The following is a 22,932-nucleotide window of genomic DNA, read 5'->3' as shown; positions in this document are numbered from 1 at the left end:
AAGTCCGAATCCGGCCTTGGCCCTGGCACATGCCATTGCTTTCAGCCGGTTCGGCGATGGCGGACGAGGCTGTTCGGAATGAAGAGAGGGTCCGGGGGCGGCTGCCCCCGGACCCTCTCAGCGACCGTTGAAAGCGTCCTTGAGGCGCGAGAACAGCCCCTGCTGACCCGGCTGGAACGTCCCCGTGGGCCGCTCCTCGCCGCGCAGCTTCGCCAGTTCGCGGAGCAGGCGTTCCTGCTCCACGTCCAGCTTGGTCGGGGTGGTGACCTCGACGTGGACGATGAGGTCGCCCCGGCCGCCGCCGCGCAGATGTGTGATGCCCCGGGTGTGCAGCGGGATCGACTGGCCGGACTGGGTGCCCGGGCGGATGTCGACCTCCTCCATGCCGTCCAGCGTCTCCAACGGCACCTTCGTACCGAGGGACGCGGCTGTCATGGGGAGGGTGACCGTGCAGTGCAGGTCGTCGCCGCGGCGCTGGAACATCGCGTGCGGCAGCTCGTGGATCTCGACGTACAGGTCACCGGCGGGGCCGCCGCCGGGGCCGACCTCGCCCTCGCCCGCGAGCTGGATCCGCGTGCCGTTGTCCACGCCCGCCGGGATCTTGACCGTGAGCGTGCGCCGCGAGCGGACGCGGCCGTCGCCGGCGCACTCCGGGCACGGCGTCGGCACGACCGTGCCGAAGCCCTGGCACTGGGGGCAGGGGCGGGACGTCATGACCTGGCCCAGGAAGGACCGGGTCACCTGCGAGACCTCACCGCGACCGCGACACATGTCACAGGTCTGCGCGGAGGTGCCGGGGGCCGCGCCCTCGCCGTTGCAGGTGTTGCAGACGACGGCCGTGTCGACCTGGATGTCCTTCGTGGTGCCGAAGGCCGCCTCGTCGAGCTCGATCTCCAGCCGGATCATGGCGTCCTGGCCGCGGCGGGTGCGCGAGCGCGGTCCGCGCTGCGACGCCGTGCCGAAGAACGCGTCCATGATGTCCGAGAAGTTCCCGAAGCCACCGGCCCCGAAGCCCGCGCCCGCGCCGCCCGCCTGCGAGAGGGGGTCGCCACCGAGGTCGTAGACCTGCTTCTTCTGCGGATCCGAGAGCACCTCGTAAGCGGCGTTGATCTCCTTGAACCGCTCCTGGGTCTTCGGATCCGGATTCACGTCCGGGTGCAGCTCGCGCGCGAGCCTACGGAAGGCCTTCTTGATCTCATCCTGCGACGCGTCGCGACGCACGCCGAGAACGGCGTAGTAGTCCGTGGCCACTTAGGACTCCGCCAGGATCTGTCCGACGTACCGTGCCACTGCGCGTACCGCTCCCATCGTTCCCGGGTAATCCATGCGGGTCGGTCCGACCACGCCGAGCTTGGCGACTGCCTCGCCGCCCGAACCGTAGCCGACCGACACCACGGAAGTGGAGTTGAGTCCCTCGTAGGCGTTCTCGTGACCGATCCGTACGGTCATGCCCGAATCCCCCGCCTCACCAAGCAACTTGAGGAGGACGACCTGCTCCTCAAGGGCTTCCAGGATGGGGCGGATGGTGAGGGGAAAGTCATGTCCGAAGCGGGTGAGATTGGCGGTGCCGCCGATCATCAGCCGCTCCTCGGTCTCCTCGACGAGGGTCTCCAGGAGGGTGGAGAGCACCGTCGCGACCGTGCCGCGGTCCTCGGCCTCGAAGGCCTCCGGCAGGTCCTGCACGAGCAGCGGTACGTCCGCGAAGCGGCGGGCCGCGATCCGGCTGTTGAGCCGCGCGCGTAGATCCGCGAGCGAACTCTCCCCGAAGGGCGCCGGGCAGTCGACCATGCGCTGCTCGACCCGTCCGGTGTCGGTGATCAGCACGAGCATCACGCGCGCGGGGGCCAGCGACAGCAGCTCCACGTGGCGGACGGTCGAGCGGGTCAGGGACGGGTACTGCACGACGGCGACCTGCCGGGTGAGCTGCGCGAGCAGCCGTACCGTACGGCCGACGACGTCGTCGAGGTCGACCGCGCCGTCGAGGAAGTTCTGGATCGCCTTGCGCTCGGGGCCGGTCATCGGCTTGACGCCGGCGAGCTTGTCGACGAACAGCCGGTAGCCCTTGTCGGTCGGGATCCGCCCGGCGCTGGTGTGCGGCTGGGCGATGTAGCCCTCGTCCTCCAGGGCCGCCATGTCGTTGCGCACGGTCGCCGGGGAGACGCCGAGGCTGTGCCGCTCGGTGAGCGCCTTGGACCCGACCGGCTCCTCGGTGCCGACGTAGTCCTGGACGATGGCGCGCAGCACCTGAAGCCTGCGTTCGCTGAGCATCGCGCACACCTCCAGTTCTGGTCGCCGTTTTGGTGCCGGGCTGCCCTTTCCTGGCACTCTGTGCGCGTGAGTGCCAGCGTTCCCCGGCCCAGTGTACGGCCGTGAGGTACACCCCGGGCAAGGCCGGTCCTGCGATGTCACGCGCTGAGTGCCGTCACCGTTAGCGTCGCCGTATGAGGGTGACTTGGGAAGAGGCGGGGTGGGAGCGGCTGGCCGCCGGGGTGGGGCGGTGCCGACTGCCTGGCTGGGACTGCACGGTCGGGCTGGTGATCGGCGGGGACTCGGCGCTGTTGATCGACGCGGGGTCGAGCCTGGCGGAGGGCGCGCGGTTGCGTAGGCAGGCGCAGGCGCTCGCCGGGCGGCGTGTGCCATTTCTCGCGCTCACCCACCCGCATTTCGACCATGTCTTCGGGGCGGCGGCCTTTGCCGGGGCGACGGTTTTCGTGGCCGCGGGCGCGGACGAGGTGTTCGAGAGCGGTGGGGAGGAGTTGCGGGCCGACGCGGTGCGCAACGGGCTGGACCCGGAGGCCGCGGAGAACGCGGCGGACGTCCTCGTACGCCCCCGCGAACATGTGCGGGACCCCACACTGCTCGAACTCGACGACGGCCCGGCGGTCCGGCTGGTGGCGATGCGGGGGCACACCGCCCACGATCTCGTGGTCGTGGTGCCGGGCGACCCGCCGGTCGTGTTCTGCGGCGACCTGGTCGAGGAGTCCGGCGAACCGCAGGCGGGCCCGGACGCGGTTCCGGCGCTCTGGCCGGCGGCGCTCGACCGGCTCCTCTCCCTGGGCGGGGCGGACGCGGTGTACGTGCCCGGTCACGGAGCGGTGGTGGACGCGGGGTTCGTGCGGGCCCAACGGGACGCGTTGGCAACGCGTTTCGGCGTGTCGTGACGGTGGTCGGCCCGGTTCTCCTATCGTCATCCGAATGCGCCAGTACTCCGCCGACCTGACCCCGCCGTGGAAGAAGCCCAAGCCGGCCCCCGAGGTCCCCGCGGAGGCGGGCCTGGTGGTCGAGGAGCCGGGCACCGGTTTCTGCGGCGCGGTGATCCGCTGCGAGGCCGGCACGGTCACCCTGGAGGACCGCTTCGGCAAGCACCGGGTGTTCCCGATGGAGCCGCGCGGCTTCCTCCTGGAGGGCCGAGTCGTCACCCTGGTGAGGCCCGTGTCGAGTCCCCTACGGCCCACGCGTACGGCTTCCGGTTCGGTGGCCGTCCCGGGTGCACGCGCGCGTGTGGCTCGCGCCGGGCGGATCTACGTGGAGGGCCGGCACGACGCCGAACTCGTCGAGCGGGTGTGGGGCGACGACCTGCGCATCGAGGGCGTGGTGGTCGAGTACCTGGAGGGCGTCGACGACCTCCCGTCGATCGTCGCGGAATTCGATCCCGGCCCGGACGCGCGGCTGGGCATCCTGGTCGACCACCTGCTCCCCGGCACCAAGGAGTGGCGCATCGCCCGGTCGGTCACGAGTGAGCACGCGCTCGTCGTGGGCCACCCGTACATCGACATCTGGGAGGCCGTGAAACCGTCCTCCGTGGGCATCGCCGCGTGGCCCCGCGTTCCGCACGGGCAGGACTGGAAGACGGGCGTGTGCCGGTCCCTGGGTTGGCCGGAAAACACCGGTGCGGTGTGGCAGGCGATTCTGGCCAAGGTGGGGTCTTACCGGGATCTGGAGCCGGAACTCCTGGGAAGGGTCGAGGAGTTGATCGACTTCGTCACGGCCGGCGGTGAGGCGTGACGTTCTCGTAGGCGGCGAATTCGCCGGTGTCCAGTTCGACACCGATGGGCTCCAACGGTGTGAGGTCGCCGAACTCGGTGATCCGCCGGCACCGGTAGTCCGCGTTCTCGCCCGTGCCCGTCGGCTCGGTGAACAGGACGCACTGGGCCATGACCGGATCGATGATCAGGTACCCGGGTACCTTTGCCGCCGCGTAGATCGAGCGCTTCACGCTGTAGTCGCGATGGACGCTGTTGGTGGAGACGACCTCGACCGGCAGCGTGATGACCTCGGCAGGCATCAGTCTTCCCCCGTCGGGGCCGGCACCGCGCTCGATCACCACCAGGTCCGGCTGCGGCTCACTCGGCTCTTCGGGGATCGCCACCCGCTGCGTCTGAAGCCGTCTCCAGCCGCTCCAGGGAATCTGGTCCTGAACCGTCTCCACGATCGCGTTGTGTACCAGGTCACGCCTGGCCGTCAGCACGATCTCCCCCCGGAGGAGTTCAGCCCTCAAGCCCTCAGGGGGCTCGAACTCCGCAAAGAACTCGGTGATTCGCCGGTCGCTCACAACGGCAGCCCAGGAAAGTGGATCAGCGACCGGCTCGGCCTCCCGCCCCGGTTCACTCCCCGAGTGATCAGTCCACCAGATCCCGCACCACCGCGTCCGCCAGCAACCGCCCCCGCAACGTGAGCACGGCGCTCCCCTCCTCGTACGGCCCCGCCTCCAGCAGCCCGTCCCGCAGCGCCCGGCGCGAGGCCGCGAGCCCCTCCGGCCGGAGCAGGTCCAGCGGGGCACCCTCGCGGAGCCGTAGCTCCAGCAGGATGCGTTCCACCCGGCGGTCCTCCGCCGAGAGGATCTCCCGGCCCGCGCCCGGGGAGCGGCCGGCCGCCAGCGCCCCCGCGTACGCGCCCGGGTGCTTCACGTTCCACCACCGCACCCCGCCCACGTGCGAGTGCGCTCCGGGGCCCGCGCCCCACCAGTCGGCGCCGCGCCAGTACAGCTCGTTGTGGAGACAACGGCCGGAATTCGACGTTGCCCAGTTGGACACCTCGTACCAGTCGAAGCCCGCCGCCGACATCACCTCGTCGGCGATGAGGTAGCGGTCGGCGTGGACGTCGTCGTCCGTCATGGGGACCTCGCCGCGGCGGATGCGGCGGGCGAGCTGGGTGCCCTCCTCGACGATCAGGGCGTAGGCGCTGATGTGGTCGGGGCCCGCGCCGAGGGCGGAGTCGAGGGAGGCGCGCCAGTCGTCGTCCGTCTCGCCGGGGGTGCCGTAGATCAGGTCGAGGTTGACGTGGTCGAAGCCGGCCGCGCGGGCCTCCGCGACGCAGGCCTCGGGGCGGCCGGGGGTGTGGGTGCGGTCGAGGACTTTCAGTACGTGCTGTTTCGCGCTCTGCATGCCGAAGGAGACGCGGTTGAAGCCGCCGTCGCGGAGGGCCGCGAGGTAGGCGGGGTCCACCGACTCCGGGTTCGCCTCCGTCGTGATCTCCGCGTCCGGTGCCAGGCCGAACTCGTCCCGGATCGCGCCCAGCATCCGTACGAGATCGCCCGCCGCGAGCAGCGTGGGCGTGCCGCCGCCGACGAAGACCGTGCGGACCGGGCGCGGGTCGTCGCCGAGGACCTTGCGGGCCAGGCGGACCTCGTCGATCAGGGTGTCCGCGTAGTTGTCACGGGAGGCCAGCACTCCGCCCGTGCCGCGCAGCTCGGTCGCCGTGTAGGTGTTGAAGTCGCAGTAGCCGCAGCGGGTCGCGCAGTACGGGACGTGCAGATAGAACCCGAGGGGGCGGTCTACGGCCCCGGCGAGCGCCTGTGCGGGCAGTGAGCCGTCTTCGGGGACGGGATCGCCGTCGGGGAGTGCGGAAGGCATGCCTTCCATTGTCCAGCACCCGTACGACTGTCTACTCCGCCTGTTCCGCCTGGAGCACCAGCAGCGCCATGTCGTCCTCCGGGGGACGGCCGCCGAACTCGTGCACCAGGCGTTTGATGCGCTCCGCGATCAGCTCGGCGTTCAGGCCCGCGCACCCCGCGAGCGCGGTCGCGAGGCCGTCGCCGTCGTCGAACTGGACCGACCCGGAGCGGCGCTCGGTCACCCCGTCCGTGACGCACAACAGGCTGTCGCCGGGCCGCAGTTCGAAGGTCTCGCTGGTGTATGTCACGTCCTCGATGACCCCGAGGAGGGTCTGCGGGCGGGCTGCCGTGCCGACGCTGCCGTCCGGGCCGAGGAGCAGGGGCAGCGGGTGTCCGGCGGAGGCGAGGGTGCAGCGGACGCCGCCGTCGAAGGGGACCAGCTCGCCGTAGAGGAGGGAGAGGAAGCGGGGGCCGTCGCCGACCGGGCCCGGCATGCCGCCCGCCGCCACCATCGCGTGGGCGGCCGCGTCGGCGGCCTCGGTGGCGTCGTCGAGGAGGAGCTGGTTGAGGCGGTCGAGGACGTCGGCGACGCCGTAGCCCTCGCGGGCGAGGAGCCGTAGCCAGGGGCGGGCCAGGCCGATCACTACGGCGGCCTCGGGGCCCTTGCCCTGGACGTCGCCGAGGGCGAAGCACCAGCGGCCGTCGCCGGCCGGGAAGACGTCGTAGAAGTCGCCGCTGGGGCCGCCCTTGTCGCAGGGTTCGTAGACGAGGGCGCTGTGCAGGCCGGGGATCTCGGCGACGGCGCCGGGCAGCAGGCCGCGCTGGAGGACGCGGCTGATGGTGGCCTGGCGGGCGTACTGGCGGGCCGCGCCGATCGCGAGCGCGACGCGGCGGCTGAGGTCCTCGACCAGGCCGGTGACCTCGTCGGGGAAGCGGGGCAGCCCGGACCGCCCGATGACGAGCGTGCCGAGCGGGCGGCCGCCCGCGATGAGGCGGTACGACAGTGCCGCGCCGTGGGTGCCGTGCGGGCCCAGTGCGTCGGCGGGCCAGGGGTAGGAGACGGGCCGCAGGGAGTCCGGCGGGCGGGGCGGGTCCTTCTCCAGGGCGCGGCGCAGTTCCTCGATGCGGTTCTCGCTGCCGTGCCAGACGCGGGCGAGGCGCGGCCCGGCGCCGGCGCCCTCGCCCCAGCCGCCGCGGCCCGTCGCCTCGTCCTCCAGCCAGACGGCGCACCAGTCGGCGAGCCTCGGCACGATCAGCTGTCCGGCGAGCGCGGCGACGAGGTCCTCGTCGAGCTGTCCGGCGAGCAGGTCGGAGGCCTCGGCGAGGAAGGAGAGGGCGCCGCGGCCGAGCCAGTCCCGGTCGCGTTCGGCGCGATGGGGGTCCCCCCGCTTGAGTGTGTTCGAGAGTGGGGGAGGTTCGGGGGCGAGGATCTCGGCTACGCGGAGGCCGCGCTCACCGGCGTAGGTCTCCAACTCCTCGGCGGCCGGGGTGCCTTCGGCGGGCAGGCGGGCCCATACGGTCTTGACGCCGGTGCGGTAGGTGACGCCCCAGGCCTCGGCGAGGGTGGAGACGAGACGCAGGCCGCGGCCGAACTCCGGTGTCTCGTACGCCTGTTCGGCGCTGTTGTCGCGCGGGGCGCGGGAGGGGTGGTGGTCGGCGACCTCGACGACGATCGAGTCGGTGTCCTCAAGCCGGCACACCAACTCGACGTCCGTGCCCGCGTGCACGACGGCGTTGGTGACGAGTTCGCTGACGACGACCATCGCGTCGTCGGCCAGCCGGTCGGTGAGCTTCTCGGTGCCGGGCAGGCCGAGTTCGGCCCATTCACGGAGCGCGGAGCGCACCAGACCGCGGGCGGAACCGGGCGCGAGAGGGCTGCCGGAGAGCGTGGCGCGCACCGTCGTACGCCGGTCCGCGCCGTGGTGCGCGGGCGCATCGGGAGCACGCGAAGTGGTCTCCCGTTGCGTCGGTATGGCCCCCATGCGCAGCTCCCCGAGCAGTTCGGACGAATACGCCTCGATCGATGCGGACAGAGTGACAGACTGACCGCGGCCATAAGCGCCGAGTTACCGAAGTGGGCCGCCATGAGTGAGAACAGTGCTACGCGTGTGCTCGAAGACGGTCACAAAGACGACTGGATTCGAGCATCCGATCTCCGTCCGCTGCTCGCCGTGATGACGGCCGCCCGCGACGGGGACTTCACGAAGGCGCCGGAGACGGGCCACGGCATGGTGGCCGAACTGACCGCCGCCTTCAACCAGATCATGGACCGCAGCACCCACTTCAACTCCGAGACGCAGCGCGTCAAACGGGAACTGGTGCGCCACGGCCGCCTCGACGAACGCCTCTCGGCCAGCCCCGGCCAGGGCAGTTGGACCTCCCGCGTCAACGACGTCAACCAGCTCCTCGACGCCCTCGTCGCCCCGGCCGCCAACGCGACCCGCGTGCTGGACGCGGTGGCGGGCGGCGACCTGACCCAGCGGGTCGATCTGCACGACGGCAGCAGGCAGTTGCGCGGTGATCTACGGCACCTGGGCCGGGCCGTGAACAAGATGGTGGACCAACTCTCCCTGTTCACCGGGGAGGTGACCCGGGTCGCCCGCGAGGTCGGCACCGAGGGCAGACTCGGTGGCCGCGCCAAGGTGACCGGTCTGTCCGGCAGTTGGCGTGATGTGACCGAGGCGGTCAACACCATGGCGTCCCGGCTGACCGCACAGGTACGGGACATCGCCCTGGTGACGACGGCGGTGGCGCGCGGCGACCTGACCCGTACGGTCACCGTCGAGGCGACCGGCGAACTGCTCGAACTGAAGCTCACCGTGAACACGATGGTCGACCAGCTCTCCGCCTTCGCGGACGAGGTGACGCGCGTCGCCCGAGAAGTGGGCACCGAGGGGCAGTTGGGCGGCCGGGCGCAGGTGCGGGGCGTGTCCGGGGTCTGGAAGGACCTCACCGACAACGTCAACTTCATGGCCTCGAACCTGACGTCGCAGGTCCGCAACATCGCCCAGGTGACGACGGCCGTGGCGAACGGCGACCTGAGTCAGAAGATCACGGTCGACGCGCAGGGCGAGATCCTCGAACTGAAGTCGACCATCAACACGATGGTCGACCAGCTCTCCGCCTTCGCCGACGAGGTCACGCGCGTGGCCCGCGAGGTCGGCACCGAGGGCAACTTGGGCGGGCGGGCCCAGGTGCGAGGCGTCTCCGGCGTCTGGAAAGACCTCACCGACAACGTCAACTTCATGGCGGACAACCTGACTTCACAGGTCAGGAACATCGCCCTGGTGTCCACCGCCGTCGCGCAGGGCGACCTCGGCAAGAAGATCACGGTGGAGGCCAAGGGCGAGATCCTGGAGCTGAAGTCCACGATCAACACCATGGTCGACCAGCTCTCCGCCTTCGCCGACGAAGTGACGCGCGTGGCCCGCGAGGTCGGCACCGAGGGCAACCTCGGCGGTCAGGCGCAGGTGCGGGGCGTCAGCGGGGTCTGGAAGGACCTCACGGACAACGTCAACTTCATGGCCCTGAACCTGACTTCACAGGTGCGGAACATCGCCCAGGTCACCACCGCCGTGGCCAACGGCGACCTGTCGAAGAAGATCACCGTCGACGCCCGCGGCGAGATCCTCGAACTCAAGGACACCGTCAACACGATGGTGGAGCAGCTGCGCGCCTTCGCCGACGAGGTGACCCGGGTGGCCCGCGAGGTCGGCACCGACGGCCGACTCGGCGGCAGGGCTCAGGTGTTGGGCGTCTCCGGGGTCTGGCGCGACCTGACCGACAACGTCAACTACATGGCGGACAACCTGACTTCACAGGTCAGGAACATCGCGCAGGTCGCGACGGCCGTGGCGCAGGGCGACCTGTCGAAGAAGATCGACGTGGACGCGCGCGGCGAGATCCTGGAGCTGAAGACCACCATCAACACGATGGTCGACACCCTCTCCTCCTTCTCCTCCGAGGTCACGCGTGTCGCCCGCGAGGTCGGCTCCGAGGGCCAACTCGGCGGCCAGGCACGGGTGGAGGGCGTCTACGGCACCTGGAAGCGCCTGACGACCAACGTGAACGAACTCGCGCTCAACCTCACCACGCAGGTCCGCGCGATCGCCGAGGTGGCCTCGGCGGTGGCCCAGGGCGACATGTCCCGCTCGATCACGGTGGAGACCCAGGGCGAGGTCACCGAGCTCAAGGACAACATCAACCTGATGGTGGCCAACCTCCGCGAGACGACCCGCGCGAAGGACTGGCTGGAGTCCAACCTGGCCCGCCTCGCCGCGCTGATGCAGGGGCACCGGGACCTCATGGAGGTCGCCGACCTGATCCTGCGCGAGCTGACCCCGCTGGTGAACGCGCAGTACGGGGCGTTCTTCCTGGCCGATCCCGACGAGGACAGCCTGCGAACGGCCATCCCCGCCAAGGGACTTGCCTTCATCGCCGGGTACGGGGCGGCACAGGGGGCGACCGTGGACACGGGCGGGATGCCGGTGCACGGGCTGGTGCGGCAGGCGGCGCGGGAGAAGAAGCGGATCCTGGTGGAGGAGGCGCCGCCGGACTACATCAAGATCAACAGCGGGCTCGGGGAAGCCGCCCCGGCGAGCGTGGTCATCATCCCGATCATCTTCGAGGACAAACTCCTCGGCGTGATCGAACTGGCCTCCTTCTCCCGCTTCTCCGACGTCCACCTCGCGTTCTTCGACCAGTTCGTGAACACCATCGGCGTCGCGATCAACACCATCATCGCCAACTCCCGCACGGAGTCCCTGCTCGGCCAGTCCCAGCGGCTGGCCACGCAGTTGCAGGAACGTTCGGACGAACTCCAGAAGCAGCAGGCCGAGTTGCAGCGGTCCAACGCCGAACTGGAGGAGAAGGCAGCCCTGTTGGCGACCTCCTCGCAGTACAAGTCGGAGTTCCTGGCGAACATGAGCCACGAGCTGCGCACCCCGCTGAACTCACTGCTGATCCTGGCGCGGCTGCTCTCCGACAACCCGGACGGTCATCTCTCCGGCCAGGAAGTGCAGTTCGCGACCACGATCCACCGCTCCGGCTCGGATCTCCTCCAGCTCATCAACGACATCCTCGACCTGTCGAAGATCGAGGCCGGCCGGATGGACGTACGCCCGAAGCGGCTCCCGCTCATCAAGCTCCTCGACTACGTCCACGCCACGTTCCGCCCACTCACCCTGGACCGGGGGCTCTCCTTCGAGGTGTCGGTCGGCGAGGACGTACCGCGCGAACTGTGGTCGGACGAGCAGCGGCTCCAGCAGATCCTGCGCAACCTGCTGTCCAACGCCATCAAGTTCACCGCGACCGGCCGGGTCGAACTCCGCGTCAACCGGGTCAAGGACCCCGAGCACCGCTACTCCGACGTCAGCGACGAGGTCATCGTCTTCGCCGTCTCCGACACCGGGATCGGCATCGCCGCCGAGAAACTCCCGGTGATCTTCGAGGCGTTCCAGCAGGCCGACGGCACGACCAACCGCAAGTACGGCGGCACGGGGCTCGGATTGTCCATCAGCCGTGAGATCGCGGGCCTGTTGGGCGGCCGTATCGTCGCCGAGAGCGAGCCGGGACGGGGATCCACCTTCACTCTCTACGTCCCCGTCGTCAGCCCCGGGCACGCGGCGGGCGGCGCGCCGCTCACCGAGGACCGCGAACTGCCGCTGCTGCCCGAGCAGTTGTCCAGCGAGCCGTTCACCTCGACCGAGGTCGACGACTCGTGGCCGACGCCCACCAAGCTGGAGGCGTGGAAGGCCGGGCGGGCGGGTCAAGTGCTGCCCGGGCGGCGGGTGTTGATCGTGGACGACGACATCCGCAACGTCTTCGCGCTCACCCACGTCCTGGGCCGGGTCGGCATGCCGGTGCTCTACGCGGAGAACGGGCGCGAGGGCATCGAGACACTGGAGCGCAATCCCGACGTCGAACTCGTGCTGATGGACATCATGATGCCGGAGATGGACGGGTACGAGACCATCGCCGCCATCCGCCGCGCCCCGCGCTGGACCGGGCTGCCCATCGTCGCGCTCACCGCGAAGGCGATGCCGGGCGACCGGGAGAAGTCCATCGCACGGGGCGCCAACGACTACGTACCCAAGCCGGTGGATGTCGATCAGCTGCTGACCGTCGTCTGCGCGCTGCTGGATCCCGAGGCCGAGGCCGAGGCGGGGGCCGAAGCCGGGGCCGCGTCCGAGGACATCGCGGCGGCGGATCCGGGTACTTCAGGAGCAGCGGCGGTTCCGCCGACGACTGAGTGAGGCACCGTCATCATGAGCGCTGAGGCAACGACCGACGAGCGCGCCAGCATCCTCCTGGTCGACGACATGGAGGACAACCTGGTCGCGCTGGAGGCCGTCCTGGGGTCCCTCAACGAGCCGCTGATACGGGCTCGTTCGGGCGAGGAGGCGATGAAGGCGCTGCTGCGGCAACGCTTCGCCGTGGTCCTCCTCGACATCCGGATGCCGGGCATGGACGGGTTCGAGACCGCCGCCAACATCAAGCGGCTCGACCAGACCAAGGACGTGCCGATCATCTTCCTGACCGGGACGGACTCGGATGCGGGGTATGCGTTCCGGGGGTACGCCACGGGTGCCGCGGACTATCTGACCAAGCCCTTTGATCCCTGGGTGCTGCGGGCCAAGGTGAGCGTTTTTCTCGAACTGCACCGGAAGAACCAGTTGTTGGAGCGGATGCTGGCGCGGGAGCAGGGGCAGTTCGATGAACTGGCGTTGCGGCTCAAGGAGATTGAGGCGCGGGTGGCTGCGAGTTCGGTGGATGAGGTGCGGGAACTTCGGTACCAGGTGCGGGAGATGGGGCAGCTGGTACGGGATATGCGGCGGCGTTAGGCCCTAGGCGAGTGGGTTCGTGCGCGTTCGGTGGGGGCTGGGCGCGCAGTTCCCCGCGCCCCTAGGGGATTGGGCCCGGCCCGTCCCTGGAGGGTTGGGCCCGGCCTCCCACCGAACAACTACGCCTCGCGTGAGCCCGCGTACATCTCGTCGATCAGGTGCTTGTACTCGCGTTCCACCACCGGGCGCTTGAGCTTGAGGCTCGGGGTGATCTCGCCGTGTTCCACGTCCAGGTCGCGCGGGAGGAGGCGGAACTTCTTGATGGTCTGCCAGCGCTGGAGGCCGGCGTTGAGTTCCTTGACGTAGGCCTCGATCATGGCGACCGTCGCGGGGGCGGCGACGACCTCGGCGTAGGACTTGCCGGCGAGGTCGTTGTCCTTCGCCCACTCCAGGATGGACGGTTCGTCGAGGGAGATGAGGGCGGTGCAGAAGTTCCGGTCGGCGCCGTGGACCAGGATGTTGGAGACGTACGGGCAGACGGCCTTGAACTGGCCCTCGACCTCGGCGGGCGCGATGTACTTGCCGCCGGAGGTCTTGATGAGGTCCTTCTTGCGGTCCGTGATGCGGAGGTAGCCGTCGGGGGACAGTTCGCCGATGTCGCCGGTGTGGAACCAGCCGTCCGACTCCAGGACTTCGGCGGTCTTCTCGGGCAGCCCGTGGTAGCCCTCCATGATGCCGGGGCCGCGCAGCAGGATCTCGCCGTCGTCCGCGATGCGCACCTCCGTGCCGGGCAGCGGCTTGCCGACCGTGCCGGTGCGGTAGGCCTCGCCGGGGTTCACGAAGGAGGCCGCGGAGGACTCGGTCAGGCCGTAGCCCTCAAGGATGTGGATGCCGGCGCCGGCGAAGAAGTAGCCGATGTCGGGTGCGAGCGCGGCCGATCCGGAGACGCAGGCGCGCAGCTTGCCGCCGAAGGCCTCGCGGATCTTCGCGTAGACCAGCGCGTCGGCGACCTTGTGCTTGGCGGCGAGGCCGAAGGGCGCGGTGGCCGTGCCGGTGCGGCGGAAGTTGTCCTGGGTGACCTTGGCGTACTCGCGGGCGACCTCGGCCGCCCACTGGAAGATCTTGTACTTGGAGGCGCCGCCCGCGCGTGCCTTGGCGGCGACGCCGTTGTAGACCTTCTCGAAGATGCGCGGGACGGCCGCCATGTACGTCGGCTGCACGATCGGCAGATTCTCGATGATCTTGTCTACGCGGCCGTCGACTGCGGTGACATGCCCGATCTCGATGTGGCCGGACGTGAGCACCTTGCCGAAGACGTGGGCGAGCGGCAGCCACAGGTACTGGACGTCCTCGGGGCCGAGCAGTCCGGTCGCGGCGATGGCCTTCGCGAGGTACGACCAGTTGTCGTGCGGGAGCCGAACTCCCTTGGGGCGGCCGGTCGTTCCCGAGGTGTAGATGATCGTCGCGAGCTGGTCCTTGGTGATGGCCCCGACCCGCTCCTTGATCAGGTCCGGGTTCTTCTCCAGGTACGCGGCGCCGCGCTGCTCCAGCTCGGCGAGGGTCAGCACCCAGTCGCCCTCTTCGGCTCCGGTCTCGACGCCGGTCGGGTCGATGACCACGACGTGCGTCAGCTCGGGCAGGTCGACTCGCTTCTCCCGCGCCTTGGCGAGCTGCGCCGCGTCCTCCGCGATGAGGACCCTGCTGCCGGAGTCGGCGAGGATGAACGTCGACTCGTCGGCGTTGGTCTGCGGGTACACCGTGGTCGTGGCGGCGCCGGCGCACAGGATGCCCAGGTCGGCGAGGATCCACTCGACGCGGGTGGCGGAGGCGAGCGCGACGCGCTCCTCGGGCTGTACGCCCAGTTCGATCAGACCGGCCGCGATCGCGAAGACCTGCTCGGCGGCCTGTGCCCAGGTCAGCGACTTCCAGTCGTCGGGGCCCTCACCGGAGGCCGCCGGTACCGGGTAGCGGTAGGCCTCGGCGTCCGGCGTGGCCGCCACGCGCTCCAGGAAGAGGCCCGCCACGGACGGCGGACGGTTCTCGATCAGGGTCTGTGTGTCGCTCACGACATCCTCCGGGGCCCGCGACAGTGCGGCTACTGGCTCATTGCTGCGGCGGTTGACTCAATGCGGCTGGGGGCTCATACGGCTGTTGTTTAACTCACGAGTAACTATCGAGCAGTGATCAGAGTAAGCCGCGACCGGCCGGTGCGTAAGAGGCGGTGGACAGTCACTTCGAACAGAGCCATGACCACTTCGCGCGGAGCCAAGACATAGGGCCCGCGGCGCCGAAGCGCAACGGGCCCTGTGAATCGCCTGGCTATCGTCCGGAATTTCAGTGTACGGGGCCGCTACTTCTTGCCCTTGGCTCCGGGACCGCTGTCGTCGCTGGACAGCACCGCGATGAAGGCCTCCTGGGGAACCTCCACGGAACCCACCATCTTCATCCGCTTCTTGCCCTCCTTCTGCTTCTCCAGCAGCTTCCGCTTACGGGAGATGTCACCGCCGTAGCACTTGGCGAGGACGTCCTTGCGGATGGCGCGGATGGTCTCGCGGGCGATGACCCGGGAGCCGATCGCGGCCTGGATGGGCACCTCGAAGGCCTGCCGCGGGATGAGCTCCCGCAGCTTGGCGACCAGCCGCACGCCGTACGCGTACGCCGCGTCCTTGTGCGTGATCGCCGAGAAGGCGTCCACCTTGTCACCATGCAGCAGGATGTCGACCTTGACCAGGCTGGAGTCCACCTCGCCGGTGGGCTCGTAGTCGAGCGAGGCGTAGCCGCGGGTCTTGGACTTCAGCTGGTCGAAGAAGTCGAAGACGATCTCCGCGAGGGGCAGCGTGTAGCGGATCTCGACCCGGTCCTCGGAGAGGTAGTCCATGCCGAGCAGGGTGCCGCGCCGGGTCTGGCACAGCTCCATGATCGAGCCGATGAACTCCGACGGCGCGAGGATCGTCGCGCGTACGACGGGCTCGTAGACCCTGTCGATCTTCCCCTCGGGGAACTCGCTCGGGTTGGTGACGACGTGCTCGCTGCCGTCCTCCATCTCGACCCGGTACACCACGTTCGGCGCGGTCGCGATGAGGTCGAGCCCGAACTCGCGCTCCAGCCGCTCCCGGATCACGTCCAGGTGCAGCAGCCCGAGGAAACCGACGCGGAAGCCGAAGCCCAGCGCCGCCGAGGTCTCCGGCTCGTAGACGAGCGCGGCGTCGTTGAGCTGGAGCTTGTCGAGGGCCTCGCGCAGCTCCGGGTAGTCGGACCCGTCCAGCGGATACAGGCCCGAGAAGACCATCGGCCTGGGGTCCTTGTAACCGCCGAGCGCCTCGGTCGCGCCCTTGTGCAGGGTGGTGATCGTGTCACCGACCTTGGACTGGCGGACGTCCTTCACACCGGTGATCAGATAGCCGACCTCGCCGACCCCGAGCCCGTCCGCGCCGAGCATCTCCGGCGAGTTCGTCCCGATCTCCAGCAGCTCGTGCGTGGCGTTCGTGGACATCATCCGGATCTTCTCGCGCTTGGTGAGCAGTCCGTCGATGACCCTGATGTACGTCACGACGCCGCGGTAGGAGTCGTAGACCGAGTCGAAGATCATGGCGCGGGCGGGCGCGTCCGCGTTCCCGACCGGTGCCGGGACCTCCTTGACGACCTTGTTCAGCAGTACGTCGACACCGATACCGGTCTTGGCGGACACCCGCAGCACGTCGTCGGGGTCGCACCCGACGAGGTTGGCCAGCTCCTCCGCGAACTTCTCCGGCTGCGCGGCCGGCAGGTCGATCTTGTTCAGTACGGGGATGATCGTGAGCTCGTTCTCCATCGCCAGGTAGAGGTTGGCGAGGGTCTGGGCCTCGATGCCCTGGGCTGCGTCCACGAGCAGCACGGTGCCCTCGCAGGCGGCGAGCGACCGCGAGACCTCGTACGTGAAGTCGACGTGTCCCGGGGTGTCGATCATGTTGAGGATGTGGGTACTGCCCTTGTCGGCCCCCTCGGTGGGGGCCCACGGCAGACGCACGGCCTGGGACTTGATCGTGATGCCACGCTCGCGCTCGATGTCCATGCGGTCGAGGTACTGAGCACGCATCTGCCGCTGGTCGACCACTCCGGTCAGCTGGAGCATCCGGTCGGCGAGCGTGGACTTGCCATGGTCGATGTGCGCGATGATGCAGAAATTGCGGATCAACGCCGGGTCGGTACGGCTCGGCTCGGGCACATGGCTGGGGATCGCGGGCACGCAGGGTCCTGATTCTTGAGGCGTCCGCAGTGTCTGCGGTCTCGGGTCGGATCGATACGTAGCCTCCATCGTCCCACGCGTGGGAGGTGCGGTCCGGTTTGGGCCGGTGCGGGTGGGTAACCATGGGGGTTTTCGCGGGTCGGTTCGGTGGCGGGTTCGGGGACCCAGGAGCTTCTCGGGGAGCGGGAAGAGTGGTCGGGTGTGTCTGGGGCCGCTCGGGGACTCGGGCTGCGGTTCGAGGAGGCCTGGGGCTGCTCGGGAGTCGTGGCAGGCGCCTGGCCTGGGGTGACAGACGAAGGGTGCGGTCCGGTTCAGGCCGGTGCGGGACGGTGACCGGTGGCCCCTCGGCGACCGGTTTGGGTGGGCCGGTGGGCGGCTGGTAGCCTGGGTAGCTGTGTCTCATGCCCTCTCGGCGCGAGGCGCAACCCAAGGAAAATCATCGGCCCGGGACCCGTGCGGCCCCGTGCCAGAACCTGCAAAGGCTCATTCGTGGCGAACATCAAGTCCCAGATCAAGCGGATCAAGACCAACGAGAAGGCTCGACTGCGCAACAAGGCCGTCAAGTCCTCCCTGAAGACCGCGATCCGCAAGGCCCGCGAAGCCGCTGCCGCGGGTGACGTCGAGAAGGCCACCGAGTACCAGCGCGCTGCCGCGCGTCAGCTCGACAAGGCCGTCGCGAAGGGCGTCATCCACAAGAACCAGGCCGCCAACAAGAAGTCGGCGCTTGCTTCCAAGGTCACCGCGCTCCAGGGCTGATCCTCCGCACTTGCCTCGGCCCGCGCTCGCGCGGACCGGACCAGTAGCAATCCACCGTGAGGACAACGTCGAGCCCTCTACCTCGATTCACGGACAGACATCGTGGTCGCCACGCCACGTACAGTGCCCCCGGACCCACTTCGGGGGCATTGCTGTTTCCCCATCCCCATCCAACGTCCCCGTCCGCATCCACGTCCCGCCGTATCTCCCCGCGATGTCCCGTAACTGGGGCAGAGTCGCCGAGGCCGGTCCGGCGGAGCAGGTCGCAGGAGATCGGCGGTGCCCGATGCGCGCCGACGGCCGACGGCAACACCGCGGATGGCCGTGCCATGCAACACCCCGCGTCCACGGCATGGTCCGCCGTGTCGACAGCCCTGCGGGGCAATACGTCAACCCTGCGGGGCAACGCGTCTAGGCCTGGCCCCGCGACCGGGCCGCCCGGGCGATCGCGACGACCGCCTTCTCCAACGCGTACTCCGGATCGTCCCCACCACCCTTCACTCCCGCGTCCGCCTCGGCCACCGCCCGCAGCGCGACGGAGACCGCGTCCGGTGTCCACCCCCGCATCTGCTGCCGTACCCGGTCGATCTTCCACGGCGGCATCCCCAGCTCACGCGCCAGATCCGCCGGCCGTCCTCCGCGCGCGGACGACAGCTTCCCGATCGCCCGCACCCCCTGCGCCAACGCGCTGGTGATCAGCACCGGCGCCACCCCGGTGGACAACGACCACCGCAGCGCCTCCAGCGCCTCCGCCGTCCGCCCCTCCACGGCCCGGTCCGCGACCGTGAAGCTCGACGCCTCGGCCCGACCTGTGTAGTACCGCCCGACGACCGCCTCGTCGATGGTCCCCTCGATGTCGGCGACCAACTGGGAGACGGCGGACGCCAGTTCGCGCAGATCACTGCCGAGGGAGTCGACCAGCGCCTGGCAGGCCTCCGGCGTGGCCGATCTCCCGGTCGCCCGGAACTCACTCCGCACGAACGCCAACCGGTCCGCCGGCTTCGTCATCTTCGGGCAGGCCACCTCCCGCGCCCCGGCCTTGCGCGCGGCATCGAGCAGCCCTTTGCCCTTGACCCCGCCGGCGTGCAACAGCACCAGCGTGATCTCCTCGGCGGGCGCCCCGAGATACGCCTTCACGTCCTTGACCGTGTCCGCGGACAGGTCCTGCGCATTGCGTACGACCACGACCTTGCGCTCCGCGAAGAGCGACGGGCTGGTCAACTCGGCGAGCGTGCCGGGCTGCAACTGGTCCGAAGTCAGGTCACGTACGTCCGTGTCGGCGTCGGAGGCCCGAGCAGCGGCCACCACCTCCCGCACGGCACGGTCGAGCAGGAGGTCCTCCTGGCCCACGGCAAGCGTCACCGGGGCGAGAGGGTCGTCGTTCGCAGTCTTCCTGGCCATCGCGTAAAGCATCGCACGCGCCACTGACAACGCGTCCCGCGTGCGGGGGTCGGACGGGGGTGCGGAGGCGGGTGCGAGGCCGGGTACAGGTTCGGGTGCGGCGCGGGTTCGGGTGCGAGTCCGGCACGGCTTCGGGCGCGAGTCCGGCCGCAGAACCGGCCGCCGCTACGGCTCCTCGCGCCAGCCGTCCCACTCCCCCGCGAACGCGTCCAACTCCGCGGGGTCGAGCCGCCCGTCCTCGTCCCGCAGGACGAGCAGCCACTGCGCGTCCTCGGCGTCGTCCTCCCCGGCCAGCGCGTCCCGCACCAGCCGGGGTTCCTCGTCGAGCGCGAACCGCTCCCCGAGTGCCGCCGCCGCCTCCTGGGCCGCGTCACGGTCGGGCAGCACCAGCACATGTCTCACATCGCTCACGGAGACATTTTCTCCCCACGCCCCCGCACCTCCGGAACCGACCCCAGCTCGATCCCGAACCGCTCCCGGTACACCCCCAACACCTCGTCGTCCGCGGTCAGTTCACGTACGTCCCGCGTCCCCTCCCCACTGGTAGTCGTGAGGGTCCGGCCGGCGAGCGTGATCCTCCCGCCGTCCTCCAGGAGCCGCGAGCAGACCAGTGACCGGGTGAAGTGCGAGGCCGGTGACGTGCTGTGCCACCACGCCCCGGCCACGAAGTCGGCGAGCACCCGGGGCCGTACCTCCAGGCGGTACTCGGGCCTTCCGTTCCGCACCACGTCCAGGTCAGCCGCCTCCCCCGAAACCGCCCCCGCTCCGGACGCCCCGCCCCGCACCCCGGCCACATCCGGTCCCGACGCGACGACCCTGAAGATGCCGCCGGGATCCTTCTGCTCTCCCCGCTCCTCGAAGGCCAGCGGATAGTGACTGTGCGTCCCGAACCCCACATCGGCCAGCCACACGCCCCCGTCCACCGTCCGCACCCGCAGCGCGAGATGGTCGTACGGAATCCCCGTCCGCCCCTCGTCCCCGTACACCCGCGCCGTGAGCAACACGACCTCGAAGCCGAGCGCGGTGAGCAACGCGCCGAACAGACCGTTCAGTTCGTAGCAGAACCCGCCCCTGCCCGCACCCACCACCTTGTCCAGCAGCCGGTTCTCCTCCAGCATGATCTCCTCTCCCAGATGGATCGACAGATTCTCGAACGGCACGGTCTGTAGATGGCGCAGATGCAGCTCACGCAGAACATCGGCGGAGGGCGACGCCGGGTGCTGGACTCCCAGCCGGCGGAGATAGGCATCAACCTGTGCGGGGTTCATGCCTTCAGTCTCGCGCCACCCGCAGCCCGTCTCCTTCCCCACTCACCGCCAACGCCCCGTCCACATCCGTCCGCAGGACCACCGCGCCCATGGCCCGCAGCGCCGCGACCGTGCTGGGGGCGGGGTGCCCATAGGTGTTGTTCTCTCCACAGGAGATCAACGCCAGCCGCGGGGCCACCCTGCGTATCAGGTCCGGATCTTGAAAAGCTGATCCATGATGGGCGACTTTCAATACGTCCACGCCTCCCACCAGCGCGGCCGCCGGTGACCTCAACAGCTCCTGCTGGGCCGGGGGTTCGAGGTCCCCGAGCAGCAGCAGTCGCAACCCGGCCGCCCGTACCAGCAGGGCGACGCTCGCGTCGTTCGGCCCGTCCGGGTCCGGCGCCGGGCGCGGTGGGGGCCACAGCACCTGCCAGGACAGCGGGCCGGTGCGTCGCTGTTCCCCGGCTACGGCCCGGGTGATCGGGATGTGCCGTTCCGCCGCCTCCCTCCGTACGAACTCGACCTGTTCCGCGGGCTCTTCGAAGGACGTCGTCTCGATCGCGCCCACCGAGCGGCCCCGCAGCACCCCGGGCAGCCCCGCGACGTGGTCGGCGTGGAAATGGGTCAGTACGACGAGCGGAATCCTGGTGATGCCGAGCGTGCGCAGACACTGGTCGACCAGCTTCGGATCTGGCCCGGCGTCCACCACCACGCCGGTGCCCTTGCCCGCCGCGAGGACCGTCGCGTCACCCTGTCCGACATCGCACATGGCGAATCTCCAACCCGGCGGCGGCCACCCCGTGATCACCCGGGTCAACGGCGCCGGCGCCACCACGATCAGCACCAGCAACAACCCGCAGACTCCGCACAGCCAGGGGCGCTTCAACAGCCGCCGCCCGACCAGCACCAAGGCCGCGACAGCCAGCGCGAGCAACAGCGCCCCGGTCCAACTGCCCGGCCAGTCCACTCCCCCACCGGGCAGCGCCGCGCCGGTCCGGGCGACGTCCGCGATCCACCCGGCGGGCCAACTCGCGCCCCAGGCAAGGACCTTGGCCACCGGCATCGCCACCGGTGCAGCCGCCAGTGCCGCGAAACCCAGCACCGTGGCCGGTGCGACGGCGATCTCCGCGAGCAGATTGCACGGCACCGCCACCAGACTGACCCGCGCCGACAGCACTGCCACGACCGGCGCGCACAACGCCTGCGCGGCAGCGGCGGCGGCCAGCGCCTCGGCCAGCCGCGGCGGAACCCGGTGCCGACGCAGCGTCTCGCACCAGCGCGGCGCGAGCGTGAGCAGGGCACCGGTGGCCAGCACGGAGAGCAGGAAGCCGTAACTCCGGGCCAGCCACGGGTCGTAGAGCACCAGCAGCAGTACGGCCGTCGCCAGGGCCGGGATCAGTGATCTGCGGCGGCCGGTCGCCAGGGCGAGCAGCGCGACGGCACCGCAGGCCGCGGCCCGCAGCACGCTCGGGTCGGGGCGGCACACGACGACGAACCCGAGTGTGAGCATCCCGCCGAGCAGTGCGGTCGCCCGGAGGGAGATGCCCAACCGGGGTGCCAGACCCCGGCGTTCGATGTGCTGGGCGAGACCGGGTGGTCCGATGAGGAGGGCGAGCAGGATGGTGAGGTTGCTTCCGGAGACGGCGAGGGTGTGCGCGAGGTCCGTCTCCTTGAACGCCTGGTCCAACTCGGGTGTGATCCGCGCGGTGTCCCCGACGACCAGCCCCGGCAGCAACGCCCGCGCGTCCGCCGACAACCCGTCGGTGGCCTCGCGCAACCCGGCCCGCAACCGGCCCGCGAACCGCTGCGCTCCGGACGGCCCCTCCACCACCTCCGGCACCGGCTGGTTCCGCACCCGCAGCACGGCCGCGACCCGATCCCCGCTCGTCAGCGAGGGCGCCAACCGCGCGGTCACCTTCACCCGCGTCGACGGAAGCAGCCCGAGCCAGGGCGAACGCTCCGGCCCACCACCGGAACCCCGTGCCCCGCCCACACCCTTGGAGGACGAACCCGGGTCGACGATCAACAACACCGGCGCCCGTGTCTCCGCGACCGTCCCGTCCAACTCCTCGACCCGCCGCACCTCGGCGTCGACCAGCACGGAGACCGGAGCCGCGTGATCCCCGCTGACCCGGGGCCGGGTCAACCGTGGATCGGAACCGACCTCCACCTCCGCGGTCACGGTCGCGTACTCCCGCGCCAGCTCGGGCACCGGGCCACGGCGCAGATCCGCCCCGTGCAGCCCGGCGGAGGCGGCGGCCGCGGCGATGGAGAGGAGCAGGGCGGCGATCGAGACCCTGGGCCATGCGGCCTGCCGCCATGAGGGTGCGGGGCGAACTCCCTCCGGTGAGAGGTCAGAGCGATCGTCCAGCTGTGTCGGGGCGTGGCTGCCGCCTGACCCTGCCCCTGCCCCCGCCCTGTCCCGTCGCCGCGTCACCAGCAGCAGCACGAGCGCCACGGCCAGCGAGGAGACGGCGACTCCTGTGACCCAGTCCGGCGACGCGTCCAGCGCCAGTGCCGCCGTCGCCCAGGCCGCGAGCGCGGGCGGTACGAGTCGTAGGTCCGTCGGTCCTTCCTGTTGGGGGTGTGCGGCACCCCGCCGGCTTCCGGAGTCGGCGTGCACGGTTCGGCGGGCCGGCGAGGAGACGTCGTCCTGTGCCGTGCGGCGAGGCGTCGCGGGCTCGG

The 22,932-nt window shown here is 70.1% G+C and carries 16 protein-coding genes; 5 read left to right on the top strand and 11 right to left on the bottom strand.

The features are described 5' to 3' along the window. Positions 1-117: 117 nt before the first annotated feature. Both dnaJ and hrcA read right to left on the bottom strand, forming a co-directional pair. A complete protein-coding gene (dnaJ, locus tag OG194_RS31505; RefSeq protein ID WP_327404160.1) occupies positions 118-1,251 on the bottom strand; it encodes a molecular chaperone DnaJ in 1,134 nt (377 codons plus the stop codon). Further along, on the bottom strand, positions 1,252-2,268 hold the full coding sequence (hrcA, locus tag OG194_RS31500) for a heat-inducible transcriptional repressor HrcA (protein ID WP_327404159.1): 1,017 nt from the start codon (positions 2,266-2,268) through the stop codon (positions 1,252-1,254). A gap of 173 nt (positions 2,269-2,441) precedes the next feature. Between hrcA and OG194_RS31495 the strand changes: the two genes are divergently transcribed. Both OG194_RS31495 and OG194_RS31490 read left to right on the top strand, forming a co-directional pair. Continuing rightward, complete coding sequence (locus tag OG194_RS31495) at positions 2,442-3,161, top strand: MBL fold metallo-hydrolase (protein ID WP_327404158.1); 720 nt, start codon at positions 2,442-2,444, stop codon at positions 3,159-3,161. A 34-nt stretch (positions 3,162-3,195) separates the two neighbouring features. Continuing rightward, positions 3,196-4,005, top strand: a complete 810-nt coding sequence (locus OG194_RS31490) for a DUF3097 domain-containing protein (RefSeq protein ID WP_327404157.1) — start codon at positions 3,196-3,198, stop codon at positions 4,003-4,005. Here the strand turns inward: OG194_RS31490 and OG194_RS31485 are convergent. The 3 genes from OG194_RS31485 to OG194_RS31475 form a co-directional block, all read right to left on the bottom strand. Continuing rightward, positions 3,983-4,552, bottom strand: a complete 570-nt coding sequence (locus tag OG194_RS31485; protein WP_327404156.1) for a Uma2 family endonuclease — start codon at positions 4,550-4,552, stop codon at positions 3,983-3,985. The two genes, OG194_RS31490 and OG194_RS31485, sit on opposite strands and share 23 nt — an antisense overlap. Before the next feature lie 67 nt (positions 4,553-4,619). Further along, entirely contained in the window at positions 4,620-5,852 is a 1,233-nt protein-coding gene (gene hemW, locus OG194_RS31480; RefSeq protein WP_327404155.1) for a radical SAM family heme chaperone HemW, read from the bottom strand. 31 nt (positions 5,853-5,883) lie between these two features. Then, complete coding sequence (locus tag OG194_RS31475; RefSeq protein WP_327404154.1) at positions 5,884-7,815, bottom strand: SpoIIE family protein phosphatase; 1,932 nt, start codon at positions 7,813-7,815, stop codon at positions 5,884-5,886. A 102-nt stretch (positions 7,816-7,917) separates the two neighbouring features. On the opposite strand from OG194_RS31475, the gene OG194_RS31470 reads away from it, so the two are divergent. Further along, positions 7,918-12,087 carry a HAMP domain-containing protein gene (locus tag OG194_RS31470; protein ID WP_327404153.1) on the top strand — a complete coding sequence of 1,390 codons (4,170 nt, stop codon included), beginning with the start codon at positions 7,918-7,920 and terminating at the stop codon, positions 12,085-12,087. Positions 12,088-12,099: 12 nt separating this feature from the next. After that, positions 12,100-12,675 carry a response regulator gene (locus OG194_RS31465; protein ID WP_327404152.1) on the top strand — a complete coding sequence of 192 codons (576 nt, stop codon included), beginning with the start codon at positions 12,100-12,102 and terminating at the stop codon, positions 12,673-12,675. Between the two features lie 119 nt (positions 12,676-12,794). Here OG194_RS31465 and OG194_RS31460 read toward each other — a convergent pair whose 3' ends face one another. Together OG194_RS31460 and lepA are read right to left on the bottom strand one after the other, a co-directional pair. Further along, complete coding sequence (locus tag OG194_RS31460) at positions 12,795-14,681, bottom strand: AMP-dependent synthetase/ligase (RefSeq protein WP_327404151.1); 1,887 nt, start codon at positions 14,679-14,681, stop codon at positions 12,795-12,797. A gap of 284 nt (positions 14,682-14,965) precedes the next feature. Further along, complete coding sequence (gene lepA / locus OG194_RS31455) at positions 14,966-16,840, bottom strand: translation elongation factor 4 (RefSeq protein WP_327404150.1); 1,875 nt, start codon at positions 16,838-16,840, stop codon at positions 14,966-14,968. A 489-nt stretch (positions 16,841-17,329) separates the two neighbouring features. On the opposite strand from lepA, the gene rpsT reads away from it, so the two are divergent. Further along, complete coding sequence (gene rpsT, locus OG194_RS31450; protein WP_019064182.1) at positions 17,330-17,596, top strand: 30S ribosomal protein S20; 267 nt, start codon at positions 17,330-17,332, stop codon at positions 17,594-17,596. A gap of 411 nt (positions 17,597-18,007) precedes the next feature. On the opposite strand, the gene holA is transcribed toward rpsT, so the two are convergent. The 4 genes from holA to OG194_RS31430 form a co-directional block, all read right to left on the bottom strand. Next, entirely contained in the window at positions 18,008-18,997 is a 990-nt protein-coding gene (holA, locus tag OG194_RS31445; protein WP_327404149.1) for a DNA polymerase III subunit delta, read from the bottom strand. A 165-nt stretch (positions 18,998-19,162) separates the two neighbouring features. Continuing rightward, entirely contained in the window at positions 19,163-19,408 is a 246-nt protein-coding gene (locus tag OG194_RS31440) for a hypothetical protein (RefSeq protein WP_327404148.1), read from the bottom strand. After that, complete coding sequence (locus tag OG194_RS31435; protein WP_327404147.1) at positions 19,405-20,265, bottom strand: arylamine N-acetyltransferase family protein; 861 nt, start codon at positions 20,263-20,265, stop codon at positions 19,405-19,407. The genes OG194_RS31440 and OG194_RS31435 overlap by 4 nt, the downstream gene beginning before the upstream one ends. 4 nt (positions 20,266-20,269) lie before the next feature. Next, a complete protein-coding gene (locus OG194_RS31430) occupies positions 20,270-22,870 on the bottom strand; it encodes a ComEC/Rec2 family competence protein (protein ID WP_327407268.1) in 2,601 nt (866 codons plus the stop codon). Positions 22,871-22,932 lie beyond the last annotated feature (62 nt).

The organism is Streptomyces sp. NBC_01288, from assembly GCF_035982055.1.
GTDB lineage: Bacteria > Actinomycetota > Actinomycetes > Streptomycetales > Streptomycetaceae > Streptomyces.
Note: the sequence above shows the minus strand (reverse complement) of the source record. Positions and strands in the feature narration are given on the sequence as shown.